This is a genomic window from Corynebacterium sp. HMSC074C11, assembly GCF_001809455.1.
Classification (GTDB): domain Bacteria; phylum Actinomycetota; class Actinomycetes; order Mycobacteriales; family Mycobacteriaceae; genus Corynebacterium; species Corynebacterium amycolatum.
The window spans coordinates 108,536-129,614 of record NZ_KV797729.1 but is presented as its reverse complement, the minus strand read 5'-3'; the positions used below and the strand labels follow the sequence as shown (position 1 = coordinate 129,614).

Genomic DNA, 21,079 nt, shown 5'->3' with positions numbered 1-21,079 from the left:
TCGTGATTGTGACCCATGACCTTGAAGTCCGAGTCGGCGCCCGTACCCTGCTCACTGCGCCGGGTGAGCAGCTGCGCGTCCAGCCGGGAGACCGGATTGGACTCGTCGGGCGAAATGGTGCTGGCAAAACGACGACTATGCGTATCCTCTCCGGCGAAACTGAGCCCTACGGTGGCTCCGTGGTGCGCTCTGGCTCGATTGGTTACCTGCCACAGGACTCACGCGAAGGCAACATCGACATCTCCGCCCGCGACCGTGTGCTGTCGGCGCGAGGCCTTGACCAAATCCGCCGGAGCATGGATCGCCAGCAGGAGATCATGGAGACCGCGACCACTGACACGAAGCGCGATGCGGCGATTCGGAAGTTTTCGCGTCTCGAGGAGCGCTACCACGATCTCGGCGGCTACGAGGCGAACGCTGAGGCCGCCCGCATTTGTGACGCGCTGGGGTTGCCGGAGCGTGTACTCGACCAGCCTCTGAAGACGCTCTCGGGTGGTCAGCGCCGCCGTGTCGAACTTGCTCAGATTCTCTTCGCCGCTACCGAAGGCTCAGGCAAATCCGCCACGACACTGCTTCTCGACGAGCCGACGAACCACCTCGATGCGGATTCGATTACCTGGCTCCGCGAATTCCTCAGCAGGCATGAGGGCGGCTTGATTATGATCTCGCACGATGTCGAGCTGCTCGAGGCCGTGTGTAACAAAGTCTGGTTCCTCGACGCGGTGCGCGCCGAAGCTGATGTGTACAACATGGGCTGGAAGAACTACCTGTCGGCACGCGCGACCGATGAGGCTCGACGTCGCCGCGAGTTCGCTAACGCGGAGAAGAAGGCCAGCGCACTGCGCAAGCAGGCCGAGAAGCTAGGTGCGAAGGCGACGAAAGCCCGTGCGGCCAAGCAGATGGTGGCTCGTGCTGAGCGTATGATGGATAGTCTCGACGAGGTCCGCGTCGAGGACAAGGTCGCCCACATTTCCTTCCCAGAGCCGGCGCCCTGTGGCAAGACTCCACTCAACGCCACGGGACTGACCAAGATGTATGGCTCGTTGGAAGTCTTCGCCGGTGTGGATCTTGCGATTGACAAGGGTTCCCGCGTGGTTGTCCTCGGTTTCAACGGTGCTGGTAAGACGACGCTACTGAAGCTACTCGCCGGTGTGGAGCGCACCGATGGCGAAGGCGGCATTGTCTCCGGCCACGGCCTGCGCATCGGCTACTTCGCCCAGGAACATGACACGATTGACCCGGACAAGACTGTCTGGGAAAACACCGTCTACGCCTGCCCTGACGTCAACGAGCCGGAACTGCGGAGCCTGCTCGGTGCCTTTATGTTCTCCGGCGATAAGCTGCAGCAGCCAGCGGGTACCCTCTCCGGTGGTGAGAAGACACGTCTAGCGCTGGCGACACTGGTTAGCTCCCGCGCAAACGTCCTGCTTCTCGACGAGCCCACTAACAACCTCGACCCTCAGTCCCGCGAACAGGTGCTCGACGCACTGCGTACATACACCGGGGCCGTCGTACTGGTTACCCACGATCCAGGTGCGGTCAAGGCGTTAGAGCCCGAGCGCGTCATCGTGCTTCCCGACGGCACGGAAGACCTCTGGAGTGACGACTACATGGAAATCGTCGAGCTGGCTTAAGACGGATCCATTGGCCCAGGCAGGTAACCGTCCTGCTGGGCGAGCCTATACATCTCCGACTTGTTAAGGCTGTTCTCGGCCCGGCCAGCTGCCGCATACTTGGCTCGAATGCGGCCCAAGTAGTCCAACACGGTATTCGGTGTCAGCCCTGTCATCGACGCGACTCGCTTCGTCGACTCGCCGGAGGCGTAGAGCTCCAGTACCTCACGCTGGCGTTCTGACAAATCGACAGAATCGAGCAGGGGATCAGAGTCCACTACCGATGCCCATTCCGTAGTCAGCGCGCCCTTGCCAAGCGCCGCCAGCCGGACCGCAGACACGACTGTCTCCGGGGTTTCCGATTTCTGAACAACCCCCATCACTCCGGTACGCACTGCCTTTCGGACAAGGTATGGGCTTTCAGCTGACGAGAGAATGAGCACGTGGTCGGTGACCAATTCCAGCGAGAGCACGTTCTGCGCTGGATCTGAATTATCCGCCAGCCGCAGATCCAGCACGACCACATCCAGGCGATCATCGGTGCCCACATCAGCCAGTAGTGCCGGCACAGTTTGATAACAGCCGACGAGCTCAAAGTCTGGCTCTGCAGACAGCAGGGTTTCGAGCCCCTGCAGCGTCAAGGCATGATCATCAATCGCAGCAACGCGAAGCAAACGATCCGACTGCACGCTGTAATCTCCGATGTTGTCGGAGTCAATTGCAGCCGAGACGTCGATGGAAGCATTGCTCATTCCCGCAATGTTCTCCCTAGTCACGTGACATCACTATCCTCTCACCGGCTTCATCAAACCTTTGCACTCCATTGTCATCAGAAATGGATGCAAATGCACGTCTGCCCGGGGGCAATAGACGAATTGTTACCGATCCTTCTTCGGCGTTATCGATAGCTTCAAGGAAGCTCGGCATCAACTTAGCCACCGCGGAATCATCGTCGACAAGCGGAATACGGCGCACATCGGTGCTACCGGAAACGGCCTGCGTGTGATTGCGGTCATCGAGGAGCCGGACATGAACGCCTCTGGCCCGCGCGTCCCAAACAGCTTGGTGAAGTGACCCGACATTTAGATGCGGCGAACGTAGAACGTCTCGGAGGAGCTGCTCTGTGAGACGCGCACGCAACTGCAATCGCGGGGTCGGTTTATCCAAAACTGCAGCGGCGCTAAATATGGGACCGACCTGACGCTGCAGCCATTCGTAGTTGCTCTGGCTGCTGATTTCGTACTCTTTGGCAGCACCGGCAGTGTACAGCGCACGATTATAATCCTGAATAGACTGCGGAACGGTACGCATAAAGAAGCGGACCATGATGGACGTCAAAATTCCAGCGACCAGCATCACGGAGCGAACTAGCAGGTCGACTCCAGAGATACTGATGTGGGTGGAATCCGAGGGGGCAAAGGGGAAGAACTTGAGTATCTCCACCAGGATTGCGCCACCGAGCACTGAATTCAGTGCAACCCAGGGTCGGCCGCGGATGGCGAGCAATGCAGACGCAAAAGAAATTAAGCTAAAGTGCCAGAAATACGACCATTCCAAATTATTTGGAATGGGCTGGTAAAGCCCAACCCCAGCTAATACAACAATTGCGACACCAATTACAAATGCGCGATTTAACGGCAATTGCGAATGGCGACCATACATAATTAGCCCGAGAAGACCGATCGCTAACGCCAGGCTGATTTGTCCTGCCGTCGTAAATAATTGCCCATTACTGACTAGGACCATGAACAACACGCCGACGATCGCGCCGTAGAACTGCCAGGAAAAAACAATCGACATTCCCATGAGGTCATACAGCGATGTCGTATGAGCCGAGGAATCGACTACATCTTCCTCTTCCACAGGAGAGGTATTACCGTGCCATTTGAGAATAACCTGAGTACCTTTCCCAGGTTTTGATTTAACGTCGGCATCTCCGCCACGAAGGGCCTCCATTCGACCTTTAACACTTAATCGAATACCTGCACGATGCGGGTCAATTCCTTCGGGGTCGAACCCGCTGCCATCATCACGAAAATCAATGGAGACCTCGCCAGAGGCAACACGAATGTGGCACTTCTTTTCCGCCGTGGTACCTGCATGACGCTTGGCATTATTTGCCACCTCAGTTGCAGCTAATAGGAACGTGTTAGCAACTTCTCCTGGGAGACGAACTGGACCGCCTTCTTCGCTGGTATCTAGCGTTACCGAAATGTCAGAGCTCACCGACAGCAATTGCGCCCGTACAGCCTCCGCAAAAGTTCGACCGCTTACTGTTTGCCGAGGCGAGAAAAACAGCCCAGTCTGCTCGTCTAGCGAGAAGTCAATCTTAGAGCCCTTACCAATTGCAGACAGTGCGGCTAATACATAGTCATGAACATAGGCGTTGAAGCTACTCATTGCCTCTCCGCGGACACGCATACGCTCCGCTCTCTCATTGACCTTCCGAGAATTCTCGTAGGTGTAGTCAATAAGCCTTGCGACGGGTTGTGCAGAGCCCGCGATAATCACAAATGGAAAAGTGTTGATGAGATTGAATCCGACATCCGACAACATGTCGAGCCAAAAAGTGTGCCCCAGCAACCATGAATTAATGACGGCAATCAGTCCGGGAACAAATACCATCACGGACAAACTGATGTGGAGTGGCACCGTCAGCGCAAATGCAGCGAGGGCCAAACCTGAAAATGGGCTATACCAGAGTGCATTTCCAATGGAGTTATGAGGCAGATCCCAATAGGTTGAAACCAACATCAGGAAAACCAACATGATGTACATCGGTACACGCAGTGCGGCAATAAGGCCTCGCCGCGTATTGTTGATCACTGCCCAAATCAGCAACATATCGCTGAGAATGAATATGAGTAGTGATGCAAAAGGGAACCAGTGGCTCAGAAAGTTTTCTAAGGGGACAGAACGAATAGCCGATTCAATCTGCCACAAAAATCCGGTGACGGCAATAATAATCGCACCGGATCGCAGCACAGACATTTCAATTGATGGTGACTGTCCGGCAAGTGCCGAATCGGGATTCCACCTCTCCATGCGACAATCACATTCCTTTTGCTTATTGCCACTAGATAAAACTAATCAGCCTCTACAAGCGGTATGAAGCCGGACGAAATTCTGAAGAATTCGTCCACTTCGTGCAACATCCAACTGCCGCGCGGCCGATACCGCTTCAAGATCTGTTCCTGGTAAATAGTATCCCTGATTGGCGTAAATCAGGAGACGCTGGGCAAACGTGTTGGCATCTAATTCCGGGTGGAACTGCGTCGCATATGCATTGTGGCCCAACCGGAACATCTGCACTGGACAGTCCTTTCCAGTTGCCAGCAATGTAGCGTCGCCTGGAAGCTCTTCGATGGCCTCCTTGTGGCCTACGATGGCGTGAAAACGGGCCGGCAAACCTTCAAGAATTGGGTCTGCTTCTCCATCCGGCGTTGCAGCTACTTCGATTACAGCTGCCTGCTCCCCGTGCTTGCGGGAGACCCGGCCATGACCAGCAGTACCGAGCAGGCCGACACCATAACAAGCTCCGAAGAAGGGGAAATCTCGCTCGAGCACTTCTGCCAGCAAATCCTCAAACCAGGTCTCGACCTCCTTTTGTAGATAGCTCTTATCGTCGTCGGAGGCGTTAAAGGGACCTCCGCCAACGATTACTCCTGAGTAGTTATCAAGATTTAGATTGGCCGGACGCGATTGTTCCAGGCGAATTTGATGCAACTTCGCCGGCGCCAACCCACATCTCCTGGCAAATGAGAGATGTTCTGCGTGAGCTGCGGCATCTTCGCCACGTGTGGAAAGCAAGAGGAAGGGCTTGGCGGAGGTAGACATATGTGGGAAAAGAATTTCGTAAAAAAGGGGAGCTGGAAGGGACAGAGATTACTGCACCATTAGCATGCTCGGATTGGCAGCATGCGTACATACGTGCATAAATCGGGGGATGATTGACGCAACGGCCTGGAGGTTTACATCAGATACCTTTAGTCGAATCGCGTCGACTTCCTTCGGGTCAAAGTAACCGACGTCGGTGTAGAAAGACATTCTGCGGAGCAGTCCGTTAGCATTCATCTCCGGATGAAATTGGGTAACCCAGTTATTCGACCCGATCGAGTACATCTGCACCGGACAGGTTGGGCCTGTGGCAAGCAAAGCTGCATGATTGGGAAGCTCCGCAACGGATTCCTTGTGGCCAGTCAACGCATAAAAAGCCGGAGGTAACACCGAAGCTATTGGATCCTGAGTAGCAGCTTCGGTGAGCTCTACCCGGGTAGAACCCGCTACTTCGCCGTGACGCAGGTTAACCAAACCACCCGAAGTAAAGGCCGTGTAGCTAGCGCCGTAGCAGATAAGCAGTGCGGGGACAGGACTCCTAAGTACGTCGTAAAGCACATCGTGCGAATACTTCTGCAGACCCGAATGCTCTAGGTCGGTGACGTTAAATGGGCTGCCACCGACGAATACTCCGTCATAGGAGGTCAGGTCGGGTAACTTAGCGCCGACAGCGTCGATGGTAAACAGATCCAACTGGCTGGGCTCAAGCCCGGTGGAATCCAGAAAGTCCTGGTACTCGGCTTGCCCAGCACCATCTGCGGGGCGGAGCGCCACCAACAAAAACTTACCCACACTCATAAATAGACAGCTTAGTCCATATTGAGTGAAATCTATGCATCTTCACCGGTCAAACGGGATAAATCCACGATAGAAAGCCGAAACCCGCTCCCGTTTTAGGGAAGCGGGTGGTACGGAACGCTTTCAGGCCTAGCCTGAGTGGCTAGTCCTTGCGCCGTAAGCTGTCTTCAACTAAATCAAGCACGGAATCCAATTCGTCGACAGTGCGACCAGATGCCAGACGAACGATGATGCCATCGAGCATCAGCTCGAGAAAAAGCTGCATCGTGCGAACCGAATAATCCGACCGTAGAGAGCCGGATGAAGATGTCTGGGTCAATCGGTGGGCAACAGCGTCATCCAATTGATCCTGATGGCCCAACCATTGGCCCTTAAACTCCGGGTCGCTGCGAAGGCGACGGGCAATCTCAAGGCGAGTTCCCAGCCAGCCATGCTTGTCTGGGTTCGCCACGATATCACGCATTACTTCCACTAATCCGGAAGACTCCGCGACTTCCGCCATATTTGCGGCATCTTCTTCGGCCAATGCTAAGAACAGACCTTCTTTGGATCCGAAGTGATGGAAAATAGCACCGCGAGACTTACCGGTAGTGGCCTCCAAACGAGAGACCGTTGCGCCGTCGTAGCCGAATTCTGCAAAGCACTGCCGCGCGCCGTCGAGAATTTCGTGCCGCCGTTGAGCTAAATCCTGGTTACTCACTTTTGGCATAAGGAAACTCTTTTCTTGCCGGCGACGCCCAGGGGGCATATTTCACTGCATGACGTGGCAACGCCATTCCTATACGTCCCAAGCCTCATTTTGGTTGGGGTAGAGAAACCCGAGGCCGGCAGGGCGCTAGTCCGTGGGGTATGAATCCGCGGGCTAGCGCAACCTACCGGCCTCTAGAAGCGCTGCTTACAACAAGCCCTAGCGCGCACGAGTCAAAGGGAAACTAGTTGCCCTTGATCATGTTGCGCAGGACGTACTGCAGAATACCGCCGTGGCGGTAGTACTCAGCCTCACCAGGGGTATCGATGCGGACCACAGCGTCGAAGTCGAAGGACTCGCCGTTTTCCTTGGTAACCGTGACCTTGACGGTCTTCGGAGTGGAACCGTTGTTCAGCTCCTCCAGACCAGCGATGTCGAAGGTCTCAGTGCCATCGATGCCCAGGGACTTCCAGGACTCACCCTCAGGGAACTGCAGCGGCACAACGCCCATGCCGATGAGGTTCGAGCGGTGAATACGCTCGAAGGACTCAGCGATGACAGCCTTGACGCCGAGCAGGAGGGTTCCCTTAGCTGCCCAGTCACGGGAGGAACCGGTGCCGTATTCCTTACCACCAACAACGACCAGCGGAGTGCCAGCCTCCTTGTAGTTCATGGCAGCGTCGTAGATGAATGCCTGCGGGCCACCCTCCTGGGTGAAGTCGCGAGTGTAACCACCGGTGACGCCGTCAAGCAGCTGGTTCTGCAGACGGATGTTAGCGAAGGTACCGCGAACCATGACCTCGTGGTTACCACGACGAGAACCCAGGGAGTTGTAGTCCTTGCGCTCAACGCCCATGGAGTCGAGGTACTGAGCAGCCGGGGTTCCCGGCTTAATGGAGGATGCCGGGGAAATGTGGTCGGTGGTCACCGAGTCACCCAGAGCTGCGAGGACGCGAGCACCCTTGATGTCGGAAACCGGTGCCGGCTCCATTTCCATCTCGTCAAAGTACGGTGCCTTGCGGATGTAGGAAGACTTGTCGTCCCAAGCGAAGGTCTTACCCTCCGGGGTCGGCAGGTTCTGCCAGCGCTCGTCACCAGCAAAGACGTCCTTGTAGTCCTCGTCGTAGAGCTCGGAGGAGATGGAAGCCTCGATGGTGGCCTCAATCTCTTCAGTGGACGGCCAAATATCACGCAGGAAGATGTCGTTGCCCTCTGCGTCCTGCCCCAGAGCGTCGGTCTCGAAGTCGAAGTCCATGGTACCGGCAATAGCGTAAGCGATAACCAGGATCGGGGAGGCCAGGTAGTTCATCTTCACGTCAGGGGAGATGCGGCCTTCGAAGTTACGGTTACCGGACAGAACTGCGGTAGCAGCCAGGTCGACCTCGTTGATGGCAGAGGAAATCTCAGCCGGCAGCGGACCGGAGTTACCGATACAGGTTGCACAACCGAAGCCGGACAGGTAGAAGCCCAGAGCCTCGAGATCCTTCCACAGGTCAGCGCGCTTGAAGTAGCCGTTGACAACCTGGGAACCCGGAGCACAAATGGTCTTGACCCACGGCTTTGCATGCAGGCCCTTCTCGACAGCCTTACGTGCCAACAGACCAGCGCCAACCATGACCGACGGGTTGGAGGTGTTGGTACAAGAAGTGATGGAAGCGATGGCGACCATACCGTGGTCGAGCGTGTACTCGCCGCCCTTCGGGGAAGTGACGGTAATTGGGGAGCTCGGGCGACCTTCAGCGCTGTCAGCAGCGGACTCGCCGTGACCCTCGCGGGACTCGTTGTAGTCTGCAGCCAGCTCGGAAGTCGGTGCGGAAGCCTTGACAGCGCCCTTGATCTCGCCGTCGGAGTAGTTGTGCAGGTCCTTACGGAACTGTTCCTTGGCGGAAGCCAGCTCGATGCGGTCCTGCGGACGCTTTGGACCAGCGATGGACGGAACGACGGTGGACAGGTCCAGCTCGAGGTACTCGGAGTACTCAGCCTCCGGAGTGTTCTCGTCCAACCACATACCCTGAGCCTTGGCGTAAGCCTCGACGCGCTCCAGGGTCTCCTTGTCGCGGCCGGTCAGGGCCAGGTACTTGACGGTCTCATCGTCGATCGGGAAGATTGCGGCGGTGGAACCAAACTCCGGCGACATGTTACCGATGGTCGCACGGTTGGCCAGCGGCAGCTTGGAGACGCCAGCGCCGTAGAACTCTACAAACTTGCCGACGACGCCGTGCTGGCGCAGCATGTCGGTAACGGTGAGCACAACGTCGGTTGCGGTAACGCCCGGCTGAATGTCGCCAGTCAGCTTAAAGCCAACGACGCGCGGAATGAGCATGGAAATCGGCTGGCCGAGCATTGCAGCCTCAGCCTCAATACCACCAACACCCCAGCCCAGGATGCCCAGGCCGTTCTGCATGGTCGTGTGGGAGTCAGTACCAACACAGGTGTCCGGGTATGCCAGGCCGTTGTTCTCGAAGACAACGCGAGCCAGGTACTCGATGTTGACCTGGTGGACAATACCGGTTCCCGGAGGAACAACGCGGAAGTTGGAGAATGCACCAGTACCCCAGCGGAGGAACTTGTAGCGCTCATCATTGCGCTGGTACTCAATCTCGACGTTCTTAGCCAGAGCGTCTTCGCTACCGAAGGCCTCGATGATGACCGAGTGGTCGATGACCATCTCGGCCGGGTTCAGCGGGTTAACCTGATCCGGGTCGCCGCCGAGAGTCTTAACAGCCTCACGCATGGTAGCCAGGTCAACAACACAGGCGACGCCAGTGAAGTCCTGCATAATAACGCGAGCAGGGGTGAACTGAATCTCGATCGACGGATCAGCGGAAGGAACCCAGTTGGCGACAGCCTTGATGTGCTCCTCAGTGATGTTGGCGCCATCTTCGTTGCGCAGCAGGTTCTCACCGAGAACCTTCAACGAGTAAGGCAGCTTCTCCATACCCGGCACAGCATCAAGAGCGAAGTAGTCATAAGACTTGTCTCCGACCTCAAGCTTGCGCAGGGCGTTGAAAGAGTTCTTGCTTTCAGCCACAGTCAGCTCCATTTCTATTCGGGTGAATTGTCGCCTTAGCTGAAGAGACCGGCACTCGAATTTCGGCCCTTCACAAGGCATAGGTGCGATCACGCCACCCCTTATCAACCAATTAAAGCAATAATCACGATGCGGGGCACACGAGCCCACGCACACGTTTTTAAGGAAGCGTTACCGTCCTTGCATCAACAATAACAGTACGAACGTTCTGTATGTAGATTACCCGCGGCGCGCCGAGTCAAGCTACCCCCGTTCACGTCCAAGACAGGCCATTATAGAGGGGACAAACGAAGCAGCATCTCCGCCAAATTGGGGCGCGTGGAAACCATTCTCACGCAAAACAGGAGCACGATACGGAAGGCAGTTAATGCATACGCCAGCAGATTCACAGGCAGCGAAAGAAACCGTCGAAAAGGCGGTCGCTCAGCTACGCACCGACAACATCGTGACAAATAACCCACAGCTCCGAGAAGCGGTCCAGCCAATTGTCGACGATGCCGCAAATCGGGGGGTTCCCAATTTCAATATCATCTACCTGGATAGCGAGAAGATTTACCCCGTTTCCGAGCAAAAGAATACGGACATCTTTTCCTTTGCCCGCCAAGTGGCAGACCAAGTCGGCGGAACCACTGTTGTGCGCACGCCAGGCAATGTGGCCACCGCATCTGCCGATTTTCCCCGCGCAGCTATTGAACGCGCCGACCACGCAATGATGGAGACCCCTCGAGACTATCCGGCGGGCCTAGATGCCTACTTGCACGAACTTACTAACTACGTCGTTCCATGGACTCTTTACAGCCTGATCGCAGGCGTAGTTATCGTCGCACTCTTCGTTGGACTGACGTTCTACTGGCTACGTACACGCCCAACCACCTAAGGGGTCGCTTTACGACGGGCACTGAAGCTTATCAGCCCCACCGAGTAGATTCACCGCCCCGGTTTTCCATCCCCAGGCAAGAGATAGGGTAAGTGCCCCACAAACTGGTAGCAGCGAGGAAACCAGGCTCCACCTAAATTGGATAACACTGTTGCAGTCATCGTAATGATGTCAACGACTTTACATAGGTCAAGCATCAACGCTTGACCTTTTTTCATGCGCGTTACCCCGAATAACTACCTGCAATGCTTCGGCACGCCGACAGGCCATCGAATAGTGACATAATTCACACACAAAACTAGGGTTCGACATAACCGCAGGCCACGACGTATAACGAAACGGTTACAAAGCAGGGGACGGTTGGTAATTTTGTTACTTATGTTTTTTTAGAGCTTTTTGACCCGTAAAGTGCTCGGTGATGCCAATAGTGGACTCAAGGGTCCAGTATTGACCAAAGAAAACTCGCGGGAGCGCTGGTGTTGCTTTTGGTCGTTGTTTCGGTTCGGCGTTTCGTGCAGTTCCGCTCAAGACCAGAAGACAACAACAGGAAGATATCCAACGATGGGGAAGTCGCTGGTGTCGGACCTGAGGCGTGAACGCACCCATAGGAGAAATGTAGGAGTAACGCGGTGCCGAGTAATCGCAAAGTCCGTGCATCATATTGGACTCGTCCAATTGCCGGTATTATCACGGCGGGTCTTTTGGCGACGAACACCCAGGTTGCAGTTGCACAGCCACTAAATCCGAGTGACGCCCAGATTCGCCAAGCGCGAGAGGCGGCCTCTAACGCCGAGTCGTACTTGCAGTCCCTGGTCGCCGAGGTGACTTCTAGCGAGCGTCGAGTATCTGACCTCGAGCTACGCATGGGCACTCTCCGCGAGGACGTCAACAAGGCCATGGTGGACCTTGAAACCGCCCGGGATGCCGCTAACCGTGCACGCGACGCGGTCAACGAGGCTCGCGCTCAGCTCGATCGTTCTCGCACTGAGCTCGCTAGTGCACAAAAGCAGTTCGACGAACTGGCACGGACAATCATGCGCCAGGGACGTTCCAGCGGCTCGATTCTTGAGGGCGCGCGAGACGCATCCGACGCTATTAATCGCCTGTCCGCCTTGCGTCGCGAAGCCGACCGTCAAGAGCAGACCGTTGACTCTCTGGATAAGAATCGAACTGAGGCTGCCAACCAGGAGTCGGCACTTCGCAAGAAGAGTGACGAGGCTCAGCAGGCAGAGGCGACTGCAAACCAGCGAAACACCGATGCTCAGAACGCGTACTCCGAGGCAAACCAGGAGCTTCAAAAGGAGCAAGCAGATTACCAGCAGGCTCAAGTTGACCGCGATGCCGCAAAAGCGTCTTTGGACGCAGCCCGTAATGCGGTCAACGAGCTGAACTCCCAGCGCCAGAATTATGAGAACGAGCAGGCCCGCAAGGAAGCGGAAGACGCCGCTGCCAAGAAGGCCGCCGAGGAAGCTGCAGCTAAGACTCGTGCCGAGGCCCAGGCGAACCAGACCGAAGAGGATTCCTCTTCTGAGTCCACAGATGAAAGCAATAGCTCCACTGGTTCTAACAGCTCCACTGGTTCCACTGGTTCTACGAGCTCCACTGGTTCCACTGGTTCTACGAGCTCTACTGGTTCCAACAGCTCCTCTGGTTCTACGAGCTCCTCTGGCTCGACTGGCTCCACCAGTTCCTCTGAGACGACCGAATCTACCGACTCCTCTGAGTCCACCGAGACTTCGGAATCGTCTAGCACCGGCAGCTCGTCGTCAAGCGGCACCCCAGCACAGACTGTGGCGCCGACGAATCCGGAGACCGGTCAGAGCACCTCGGGTTCTTCCAGCCAGAAGGTTGAGACTGTCATCGCACGCGCGATGGGGCAGCTCGGTGTCCCATACGCATGGGGTGGTGGCAACGCCAACGGCCCTACCAAGGGTATCCGTGACGGCGGAGTAGCTGACTCCCACGGCGACTACAACAAAATTGGTTTCGACTGCTCGGGACTGACTCTGTACGCCTACGCCGCTGTTGGCATTGACCTACCTCACTACACCGGCTACCAGTACCAGCGCGGAAAGCACTACCCGGCATCTCAGATGAAGCGTGGTGACCTGCTGTTCTGGGGCCCGAATGGTCACGGCCACGTCGCTATCTACCTGGGCGATGGCAAGATGATTGAGGCACCACAGTCCGGTTCTGTGGTTAAGATCTCGCCAGTCCGTTATAACGGAATGACACCGAACGTTGTCCGCCTCGTCTAGTTTCTAACGACGTGTTCTACAGGTCGGGCGACCGACCTAAAGAAGGGTTTCTCTGTGACCTACCCAACGCCCACTGACCACACGCACCTCGAGCGCGCATACGCGGAGCTGGGGAAGGTTGTGGTTGGCCAGGAGCACCTGATCAAGCAGCTCTTTACAGCGATGCTCGCAGGAGGTCATGTCCTGCTCGAAGGTGTTCCGGGTGTTGCGAAAACTCTGGCAGTGTCTACTTTTGCCAAAGTGATGGGTGGTTCCTACTCCCGCATCCAGTTCACTCCGGATTTGGTGCCATCGGATATTGTCGGCACCCGAATTTTCCGCCAGGACACCTCGGAGTTCATTGTCGAGCCCGGCCCGGTCATGTCCAATATCGTGCTCGCTGATGAAATCAACCGCGCACCGGCGAAGGTGCAGTCGGCACTGCTGGAAGTCATGGCAGAGCACCAGGTGTCCATCGCAGGCGAGTCCACGCCAGTACCGGAGCCGTTTTTGGTCCTGGCCACGCAAAACCCAATTGAAAACCAGGGTGTCTACCCACTGCCGGAGGCTCAGCGGGATCGTTTTCTATTCAAGGTCCTCGTGGGTTACCCCACTCCGGCGGAAGAGCGGGAGATTGTCTACCGCATGGGAGCCACCCCTCCAGTCGCGCAGCAGATTCTCACCCCAGAGAGTGTCCGGGAACTGCAGCGCGCTACCCGCGAAGTCTTTGTCCACCACACACTGATTGACTACATCGTGGCCGTCATCGAACTCACCCGTAATCCGATGCGGGCGGAATTGAAGGATGTCGACCGCTGGCTTTCCTATGGCGCATCGCCGCGTGCAACTCTTGGTGCTGTCGCGGCTGCCCGCGCCCACGCGCTGTTTTCCGGTCGCGACTATGTCGTGCCGGACGATGTGGTCTCCGTGCTTCCCGACGTGCTGCGTCACCGCCTGGTCCTGTCCTATGAGGGCCTGGCCGATGGCGTTACTCCCGAACGGATTATTGACATCGTGTTGTCTCACGTGCGCCTTCCCCAGGGCGCGGGCACTGGCTCCGATGAGGGCACTGCCTCCTAATGTCAGCTCGTGAAGACGATCTTGCACGCGTCCTGGCGTACTTAGAGCTAACTGTTACGCGTAAGCTCAACGGACTTTTGCGCGGCAGTTTTCTTTCCACCGCTACTGGTGATGGCTCTGAGCCGCTTGGCTCCCGCGAATATGTCATCGGCGATGATGTTCGCCAGATGAACTGGGCAGTGACAGCCCGTACTGGAGTGCCGCACGTTCGCACCTCCGAGGCCGAGCGCGAGCTGGAGTGCTGGATCGTCGCCGAACCCGCCGCACGTTTGTCCACGGGCTTGGCCGATACCACCAAACGACATCTGCTCACCGCCGCTGCCGGCGCTGTAACGATGCTTAACGACGCCCCGGGGTCCCGAACTGGATTAATCGCCGGTGGCACTCCAGTGCCCGCGGGCCAGGGCCGTGCCCACAGCTTGATGCTGCTCAAGCACTTGGCTGACGCGACCGCTGAGCACAATCTCGCCGCGGATATTGACACAGTAATGACCCAGGCTCCGCGCGCTGGATTATTGGTTGTCATCTCGGACTTCCTTGGATCACTCGATTGGGCGCGACCGCTGCGCGTTGCCTCGGCCTCGACAGAGATTATGGCAATCCGCCTGGTCGATCCAGCCGATGAAGCCTTACCCGGCGATGGCCCGGTGGTCATGGCGGATTCAGCAACTGGTGAAACCATTGAACTCAACATCAACGACAAAACCCGCGCCGAGTACGCAGCTCAGGCTAGTGCCCACCACGAGCGTGTAATCAATGAACTGCGCAAATGCCGTGCTCGCGTTATTACCTTGCGTACGGATTCCGATTGGGTACTGGATTTTGCCCGACAGATTGGCCAACATTAGCGTCTGAGTAACCGCTTATTAGTGCTATTTTTAGGCCACCGACTAACCGGCTATAGCCACTGGTTTATACGCGACTGTTTAGGCGACTGGATGTGAGGAAACTGATACCGCGATGACGTTCCTAAACTCAACTTTTGCGCACCCAGGTTGGCTGCTCGCGCTCGCTCTGCCTCTCGTGGCAGCCGTGGCTTATTGGATCAGCACTAAGCAGCGAAAGCAACGTGCCATTGCCTTTGGCAACTTCACCATCGTTGGGTCACTGGGGAATAAGTCGTCGGCACGCCTACGCCATGTCGTGGCTATCAGTGCGCTGTTGTCTCTAGTTCTGGTCATCATTTCGTTGGCCGGCCCGATTTCGGAGACCAAAGTCGCCCGCAACCGAGCGACGGTCATGCTGGTAGTCGACGTTTCGCTGTCCATGTCGGCCACGGATGTTGCGCCCGACCGCATCACTGCCGCTAAAGAAGCCGGCCAAGAGTTCGTGGAGAACCTTCCCGACGACCTCAATATCGGCCTGGTGACGTTCTCTGGCCGCGCTCGCACTGCGGTCAGCCCGACTACCAACCATGACACCGTGAATCGAGCCCTTCAGGCTGCTGAGTTAGATCAAGCGACTGCTACCGGTGATGCCATCGCAGCCGCGCTCGATGCCATCAACCAGTTCAGCGACTCAGTCCAGGGAGGGGGAGAAGGCGCCCCACCAGCGACAATTGTGCTGCTTTCCGACGGCAAACAGACCGTCCCGCAAGAGCTCGACGATCCCCGCGGCGCGTATACCGCCGCCGCCGAAGCCGCCAAGGCCGGGGTGCCTGTCAACACGATTTCGTTCGGTACCGCGCAAGGCGCAATCACGGTTCAGGGCGAGTTAATTCCAGTGCCTAACGACGACGATTCGCTGCGAGAAATCGCACGTCGTACAAAAGGTGAGTTCTTCAGCGCCGGTTCCCTCGAGCAGCTCCGGGATGCATATGACTCGCTGGAGGATGATATCGGTTACGAACTCAAGCGGGCCGAGAATCCGAGGCCCTATCTGATCGCAGCCTTCGCGATGCTGCTAGTGACCGTGGGCTCACTGCTTGTGACCAATCGTCGAATTCCGCAATAGGGCCGGGTTAGGGTGCCGTCGTAAAGCAATTGGATGGAACCCAGCAGGCAGGAGACCATGGGCATTGAGCAGTCGTCTTATGGTGTCCTCAGACTGCGCTACTAACATGGTTGCCTATGTCTTCTGATAATTTTGACGCTATTTTGCTGTTGTCTTTCGGAGGTCCCGAAAAGATGACCGATGTGCGTCCCTTCCTGGAGAATGTCACCCGCGGCCGCGGAATTCCGCCGGAGAGGTTGGACGAGGTCGGTGCTCACTATGCGCACTTCGGCGGCAAGTCCCCGCTCAACGATTTAAACCGCGAAATTGTCTCCAACCTTAAGGCTGAGCTCACTCGCCGTGGCTATGACTTGCCTGTTTATTTCGGCAATCGCAATTGGCATCCGATGGCTGAAGACACCGCGGCAAAGATGGCTGATGACGGCGTTAAACGAGCGCTCGTTTTCGCCACTAGCGCCTGGGGCGGATACTCCGGCTGCCGCCAGTATCACGAAGACATTGCTCGGATGCGCGAATCTCTGGGCGACCGTGCTTTTGACATGGAGAAAATTCGGAGCTTCTACGATCATCCGCTCTTTATAGAAGCCTATGCAGATGCCGTGCGTGAGGCGTTTGCCAAGCTACCGGATGACCGTCGTGACGAGGCCCGGCTTATTTTCACCGCTCACTCTATTCCGGTCTCTGCGGACAAGGCATCTGGACCGGTAGAGCTCGGCGGAAATCTTTACTCTCGCCAGGTCAACGAAGCAGCGCGGCTCGTCGCCGATGCAGTCGGTATCACCGACTTTGACGTCGTTTGGCAGTCCCGCTCGGGCCCGGAGCACGTGCCGTGGTTGGAGCCTGACATCGTCGACCACGTTGAAGCGGAGGTCACCCAAGGCCTTCGATCCGCAGTAGTGTGCCCGATTGGCTTCATCTCGGACCATGTTGAGGTCGCCTGGGATTTGGATGCTGAGCTACAGGATGAAATGGCTCATCACGACATAGTCATCGAGCGTGTCGCAACACCTGGCCCGACGGCTACTTTCACTGACATGCTCGTGGAGCTCATCGAAGAGCGCATCGCAGATGCCGAACCCCGCCGCCTGGGAAGTGAACCGCTACTCGGCTCGGCCTGCAACGGCGCCCCCTGCGCCGCATCCTGTTGCACCCCGGCAAAGCGCCGCCCACACTGATTCCCTTGGCCTCAATTGGACCGCAGGGCAAGGCAAACCTCTAGCGGGTCCACTCCTGAATCGCGTATTCCACCGCGCTCATCCGCGCCTGCCGAATTTTTCGCCGCAGCGGGATGAGCTGCGCATCAAACGCGGCGCTGCCGTGCCCCGACTCGCTGCCCTGTGCCACCGCCAGAATCGACGACACCCGATCAGCTCTGGCGAGCACTCCCAGTGCACGGCGCGGCACATCATCCGGAACAAAAGCCATGTCCAGGTGATCATCAAGCATGCCGACCATCAGCCGGGGATCCACCTTCGGGGTACCACTGCTTGACGACGTCAGCGGTGAACGCGGCATCGCCGCAATAGTGGCAGCCGCAACTCGCGCCGCATCCGCCAGCTGCAAATCCGCCTCGCCAGGGGAGAGATAAGCCGGCTCCGGGATGTGTCCTTCGAGCGTGTACCAGTGCCACTGCAGCAGACCGGGCACCGGCGATGTCACTGGTACGAGCGCATGGTTCCAACCCGGCTCCGCATCCGCAATCACAATGGCTGAGCCTGCTGCGCGTGCGGCCTCAGCGGCGTCGGTTCCCGCAGGCAGTGCAGGTGCGTCACCGGGTCCGGAGAGAATAAGGCGGACGAGGGGACGATGGTCACTGTGCCAATCTCCCGCGTCAGTAACTGCTCGAAGAAGGCGGAGCATGTCGCTTCGATCGAGATCAGCGTCGCAATCGATGACATTCGGAACCATGGCGTCGGCAAGCACGAATGTCCCCGGAACTGACGTGGGCCCGCCAAGCGAGTCAAGAGCATCGAGGAGATGATCGTAGTTTTCCAAACCCGACAACCATGCGCCCAGCCAAAGGGCGATGTGCTGAGTTGGACTCCAGACCTGGTCGAGAACACTGCGCTGCATAGTGCAGCTCATCCTAGTGCAGTGTGTCGCCGGTTCCGTAACCCATGCTGTTAATCTCAGTACCCATGAGCTTTCAAGACCCGTATCGCAATCAGGACGTGTTTGCTGGCGCACGTGGCCACCGCCGTCGTATCCCGCAGCCGGCACGCGAGGTAACAGCAGAAAATGGTGTTGTCGTCGAGGCGTCCTATGACGGATTCGTCGGTGCGATTATCGGGTTAGAGAAAACTTTCGATGGCTGGTGCGTTCGGCTGGAGGACCGCCACGGAAAGTCGCGGCTGTTTCCCATGCACGAGCGCGGTTTTCTCATCGATGGCAAACCTGTGACTCTGGTACGGCCGAAGGCACAACCAAAGAAGCCCTCGCAGGATCTATCGGCATCGGGCTCGCGCAAGGTCCACAACGTCAAGGCTAAGGTTGCTCTACCCAGCCGTATCTGGGTCGAGGGTATTCATGACGCGGCAATTGTCGAGAAAGTATGGGGCCACGATCTGCGTGTTGAGGGCGTAGTCGTCGAGTATCTGGAGGGCTTGGACAATCTCCCGGAACGCTTGGCCGAATTTGGTCCGGGTCCGAAGCGCCGCGTCGGAGTCCTGGCAGACCACTTGGTGGAAGGCAGTAAAGAAAGCCGCATGACTCAGCAGCTCGGCCCGCATGTGATGGTCACTGGCCACCCATTTATCGATGTCTGGCAGGCGGTCAAGCCCTCGTCGGTAGGCATTGAGGCTTGGCCGGAAGTTCCTTACGGGGAGGACTGGAAGACAGGAATCTGCCGTCGCTTGGGCTGGGGAGACGACCCCAAGGAGGGCTGGCGACGCGTCTACGCAGGTGTACACACCTACCGTGATCTGGAGTCGGATTTGATTGGTGCAGTTGAGCGCCTGGTCGACTTCGTCACTGAGCCACATATGCAGTACTGACCCCGAAATACTGGCTCCACTCGCCCCACATTTGTTCTGCAAAGTAGGTAGGGTGAGGGCGTGATTTCTCTCCTTTGGCTCGGAGCAAGCCTCCTACTGGTTCTCGGTGAACTCGCGGTCGGAGATTTAGCACTGTTAATGCTCGGAGGTGGTGCGCTGGCCGCGTCCGGTGCGAGCCAGCTTGGAGCGCCGCTTTGGCTGTCAGTGGTTATCTTCGCCGTTGTGTCCGCCGCACTTGTGCTGACAGTTCGCCCTGTGTTGCGCAAGAAGATGGCAAAACCGGACAAGTCCGCCGAACTGGAGTCGCGTCCGGAACTGCTAGCGGGCCGTCATGCTGAGGTCATCGAGCCAGTTTCCTCGTCAGCGGGTCTGATTAAGGTCAATGGCGAGTTGTGGAGCGCGCGGAGTCTTCTGACTGCGCAGACCTTCGATGCGAAGGAAAGAGTCACGATTGTAGAGATTTCGGGCAATACCGCAGTAGTGGACAAGCTGCTCTGAGCAGTCAACTCACTTAAAGGGCGCTCGGAGCACTCTTAGTTACTGACCATCAAATAACTGACCACACAGTTTCTAGCTACGAGGGAATTCCATGGAAGGCTTTATCATCCTCGTCGTTTTCATTCTCGTGGTTGTTACCTTGGTTCTCAAAGCGATTGTGCTGGTCCCACAGGGTGAAGCGGCAATCGTAGAGCGACTGGGACGATACACGCAGACACTGAATAGCGGCCTGAACTTCATCATCCCGATTATTGACCGAGTGCGCGAGAAGGTTGATACCCGTGAGCGTATGGTTACCTTTCCGCCACAGGCAGTGATCACCGAAGACAACCTGACTGTGGCTATCGATACCGTCGTGACCTTCCAGGTCAACGAACCGGATCGGGCGATTTACGGTATCGACGACTACATTTTCGGCGTCGAACAGATCACTACCGCAACGCTTCGCGACGTCGTGGGTGGTCTGACCTTGGAAGAGACACTGACTTCCCGTGACTACATCAACCGCCGTCTGCGCGGCGAGCTGGACGAGGCCACTGCCAAGTGGGGTCTTCGTATCGCTCGTGTGGAGCTGAAGGCTATTGAGCCGCCACCGTCGATTCAGCAGTCGATGGAAAAGCAGATGAAGGCCGATCGCGAGAAGCGCGCCATGATTCTGACTGCGGAAGGTACCCGCGAAGCCGATATTAAAACTGCTGAGGGCCGTAAGCAGGCACAGATTCTGGCCGCCGAGGGTAACAAGCACGCAGCAATTCTGGCTGCTGAAGCTGAGCGTCAGGCAACCATTCTGCGCGCTGAGGGTACTCGCGCCGCTACCTACCTTGAGGCACAGGGTAATGCTCGCGCTATCCAGAAGGTCAACGCCGCTGTCAAGGCTTCACAGTTGACACCTGAGATTCTTGCCTGGCAGTACCTGGAGAAGCTACCTGAGCTGGCAAATAAGGACGGCAATACTGTTTGGATGATTCCGTCGCAGTTCGGTGACAGCCTCGAGAGCTTCGCCAGGGCTTTCGGCAAGAAGGATGCCGACGGTGTCTTCCGCTATGAGCCTCCGGCCGTGAGCCGAGAGACCAAGGAAGAAGCTGAGCAGGGCCGCGATGAGAACTGGTTCGACATGTCGACCAACCCGGAGTTGGCTCGTGCGGTTGCCGCGGCGAACGAGGTCGCTAACCGCCCGGTTGATGATCCGGTAGCTGCAGCAGCGGGTAATACCCCTGAGAGGAAGAAGAACCGCCGCGCCGAGTCAGCTCAGCCCGCTCAGCCTGAACAGTTGGGTGGCCAGAACCGCCCGGCAGCGGTTGAACCTGCAACACCGGCTGCACCGGCTGCACCGTCAGTTCCCTCCGGCAAACGTGACCTGCCCTCGGCTCCTGGTACCGGTAATACCAATGCAGGCGGCGGTGCCCACTCCACCGATCATCCAGATTTTTCAGGATGGTCACGTGACCCTTACACCCCAGAAAATGGGCAGTAA

The 21,079-nt window shown here is 57.2% G+C and carries 17 protein-coding genes; 10 read left to right on the top strand and 7 right to left on the bottom strand.

The window, feature by feature from the left end:
• The first annotated feature begins 2 nt into the window (after nucleotides 1–2).
• Complete coding sequence (locus tag HMPREF2614_RS04365; protein WP_049181024.1) at nucleotides 3–1,634, top strand: ABC-F family ATP-binding cassette domain-containing protein; 1,632 nt, start codon at nucleotides 3–5, stop codon at nucleotides 1,632–1,634.
• On the opposite strand, the gene HMPREF2614_RS04360 is transcribed toward HMPREF2614_RS04365, so the two are convergent.
• The 6 genes from HMPREF2614_RS04360 to acnA form a co-directional block, all read right to left on the bottom strand.
• A complete protein-coding gene (locus HMPREF2614_RS04360) occupies nucleotides 1,631–2,389 on the bottom strand; it encodes a response regulator transcription factor (RefSeq protein WP_224786551.1) in 759 nt (252 codons plus the stop codon). The two genes, HMPREF2614_RS04365 and HMPREF2614_RS04360, sit on opposite strands and share 4 nt — an antisense overlap.
• The gene (locus tag HMPREF2614_RS04355; RefSeq protein WP_070560314.1) at nucleotides 2,382–4,658 is read right to left on the bottom strand and encodes a sensor histidine kinase; all 2,277 of its coding nucleotides are present in this window, start codon (nucleotides 4,656–4,658) and stop codon (nucleotides 2,382–2,384) included. The genes HMPREF2614_RS04360 and HMPREF2614_RS04355 overlap by 8 nt, the downstream gene beginning before the upstream one ends.
• Before the next feature lie 45 nt (nucleotides 4,659–4,703).
• Complete coding sequence (locus HMPREF2614_RS04350) at nucleotides 4,704–5,450, bottom strand: glutamine amidotransferase (RefSeq protein WP_081913931.1); 747 nt, start codon at nucleotides 5,448–5,450, stop codon at nucleotides 4,704–4,706.
• A 48-nt stretch (nucleotides 5,451–5,498) separates the two neighbouring features.
• Nucleotides 5,499–6,248 carry a glutamine amidotransferase-related protein gene (locus HMPREF2614_RS04345; protein WP_070560313.1) on the bottom strand — a complete coding sequence of 250 codons (750 nt, stop codon included), beginning with the start codon at nucleotides 6,246–6,248 and terminating at the stop codon, nucleotides 5,499–5,501.
• A 142-nt stretch (nucleotides 6,249–6,390) separates the two neighbouring features.
• Nucleotides 6,391–6,957, bottom strand: a complete 567-nt coding sequence (locus tag HMPREF2614_RS04340) for a TetR/AcrR family transcriptional regulator (RefSeq protein ID WP_038625405.1) — start codon at nucleotides 6,955–6,957, stop codon at nucleotides 6,391–6,393.
• A gap of 223 nt (nucleotides 6,958–7,180) precedes the next feature.
• A complete protein-coding gene (gene acnA / locus HMPREF2614_RS04335) occupies nucleotides 7,181–9,967 on the bottom strand; it encodes an aconitate hydratase AcnA (RefSeq protein WP_083279170.1) in 2,787 nt (928 codons plus the stop codon).
• Between the two features lie 367 nt (nucleotides 9,968–10,334).
• Between acnA and HMPREF2614_RS04330 the strand changes: the two genes are divergently transcribed.
• The 6 genes from HMPREF2614_RS04330 (at nucleotide 10,335) to HMPREF2614_RS04305 (ending at nucleotide 17,289) form a co-directional block, all read left to right on the top strand.
• Nucleotides 10,335–10,844, top strand: a complete 510-nt coding sequence (locus HMPREF2614_RS04330) for an Rv1476 family membrane protein (RefSeq protein WP_038625409.1) — start codon at nucleotides 10,335–10,337, stop codon at nucleotides 10,842–10,844.
• Nucleotides 10,845–11,473: 629 nt separating this feature from the next.
• Nucleotides 11,474–13,102 (top strand): DIP1281 family NlpC/P60 protein, encoded by a 1,629-nt coding sequence (locus HMPREF2614_RS04325; RefSeq protein WP_070560311.1) that lies wholly within the window; start codon nucleotides 11,474–11,476, stop codon nucleotides 13,100–13,102.
• A gap of 54 nt (nucleotides 13,103–13,156) precedes the next feature.
• The gene (locus tag HMPREF2614_RS04320) at nucleotides 13,157–14,161 is read left to right on the top strand and encodes an AAA family ATPase (protein ID WP_070560309.1); all 1,005 of its coding nucleotides are present in this window, start codon (nucleotides 13,157–13,159) and stop codon (nucleotides 14,159–14,161) included.
• Complete coding sequence (locus HMPREF2614_RS04315; protein WP_070560307.1) at nucleotides 14,161–15,009, top strand: DUF58 domain-containing protein; 849 nt, start codon at nucleotides 14,161–14,163, stop codon at nucleotides 15,007–15,009. Before HMPREF2614_RS04320 ends, HMPREF2614_RS04315 begins: the two co-directional genes overlap by 1 nt.
• Nucleotides 15,010–15,121: 112 nt before the next feature.
• Nucleotides 15,122–16,114 carry a VWA domain-containing protein gene (locus tag HMPREF2614_RS04310; RefSeq protein ID WP_070549513.1) on the top strand — a complete coding sequence of 331 codons (993 nt, stop codon included), beginning with the start codon at nucleotides 15,122–15,124 and terminating at the stop codon, nucleotides 16,112–16,114.
• Between the two features lie 116 nt (nucleotides 16,115–16,230).
• Nucleotides 16,231–17,289: a ferrochelatase gene (locus HMPREF2614_RS04305; protein ID WP_070560305.1), complete on the top strand. Its 1,059-nt coding sequence runs from the start codon at nucleotides 16,231–16,233 to the stop codon at nucleotides 17,287–17,289.
• A 40-nt stretch (nucleotides 17,290–17,329) separates the two neighbouring features.
• On the opposite strand, the gene HMPREF2614_RS04300 is transcribed toward HMPREF2614_RS04305, so the two are convergent.
• On the bottom strand, nucleotides 17,330–18,187 hold the full coding sequence (locus HMPREF2614_RS04300) for a hypothetical protein (protein ID WP_070560303.1): 858 nt from the start codon (nucleotides 18,185–18,187) through the stop codon (nucleotides 17,330–17,332).
• Nucleotides 18,188–18,252: 65 nt separating this feature from the next.
• On the opposite strand from HMPREF2614_RS04300, the gene HMPREF2614_RS04295 reads away from it, so the two are divergent.
• The 3 genes from HMPREF2614_RS04295 to HMPREF2614_RS04285 all read left to right on the top strand — a co-directional run bounded on the left by HMPREF2614_RS04295 (nucleotide 18,253) and on the right by HMPREF2614_RS04285 (nucleotide 21,079).
• Nucleotides 18,253–19,107, top strand: a complete 855-nt coding sequence (locus HMPREF2614_RS04295; RefSeq protein WP_048734135.1) for a DUF3097 domain-containing protein — start codon at nucleotides 18,253–18,255, stop codon at nucleotides 19,105–19,107.
• Between the two features lie 60 nt (nucleotides 19,108–19,167).
• Entirely contained in the window at nucleotides 19,168–19,605 is a 438-nt protein-coding gene (locus HMPREF2614_RS04290) for an NfeD family protein (RefSeq protein WP_038625427.1), read from the top strand.
• Nucleotides 19,606–19,696: 91 nt separating this feature from the next.
• Entirely contained in the window at nucleotides 19,697–21,079 is a 1,383-nt protein-coding gene (locus HMPREF2614_RS04285) for an SPFH domain-containing protein (RefSeq protein ID WP_070560301.1), read from the top strand.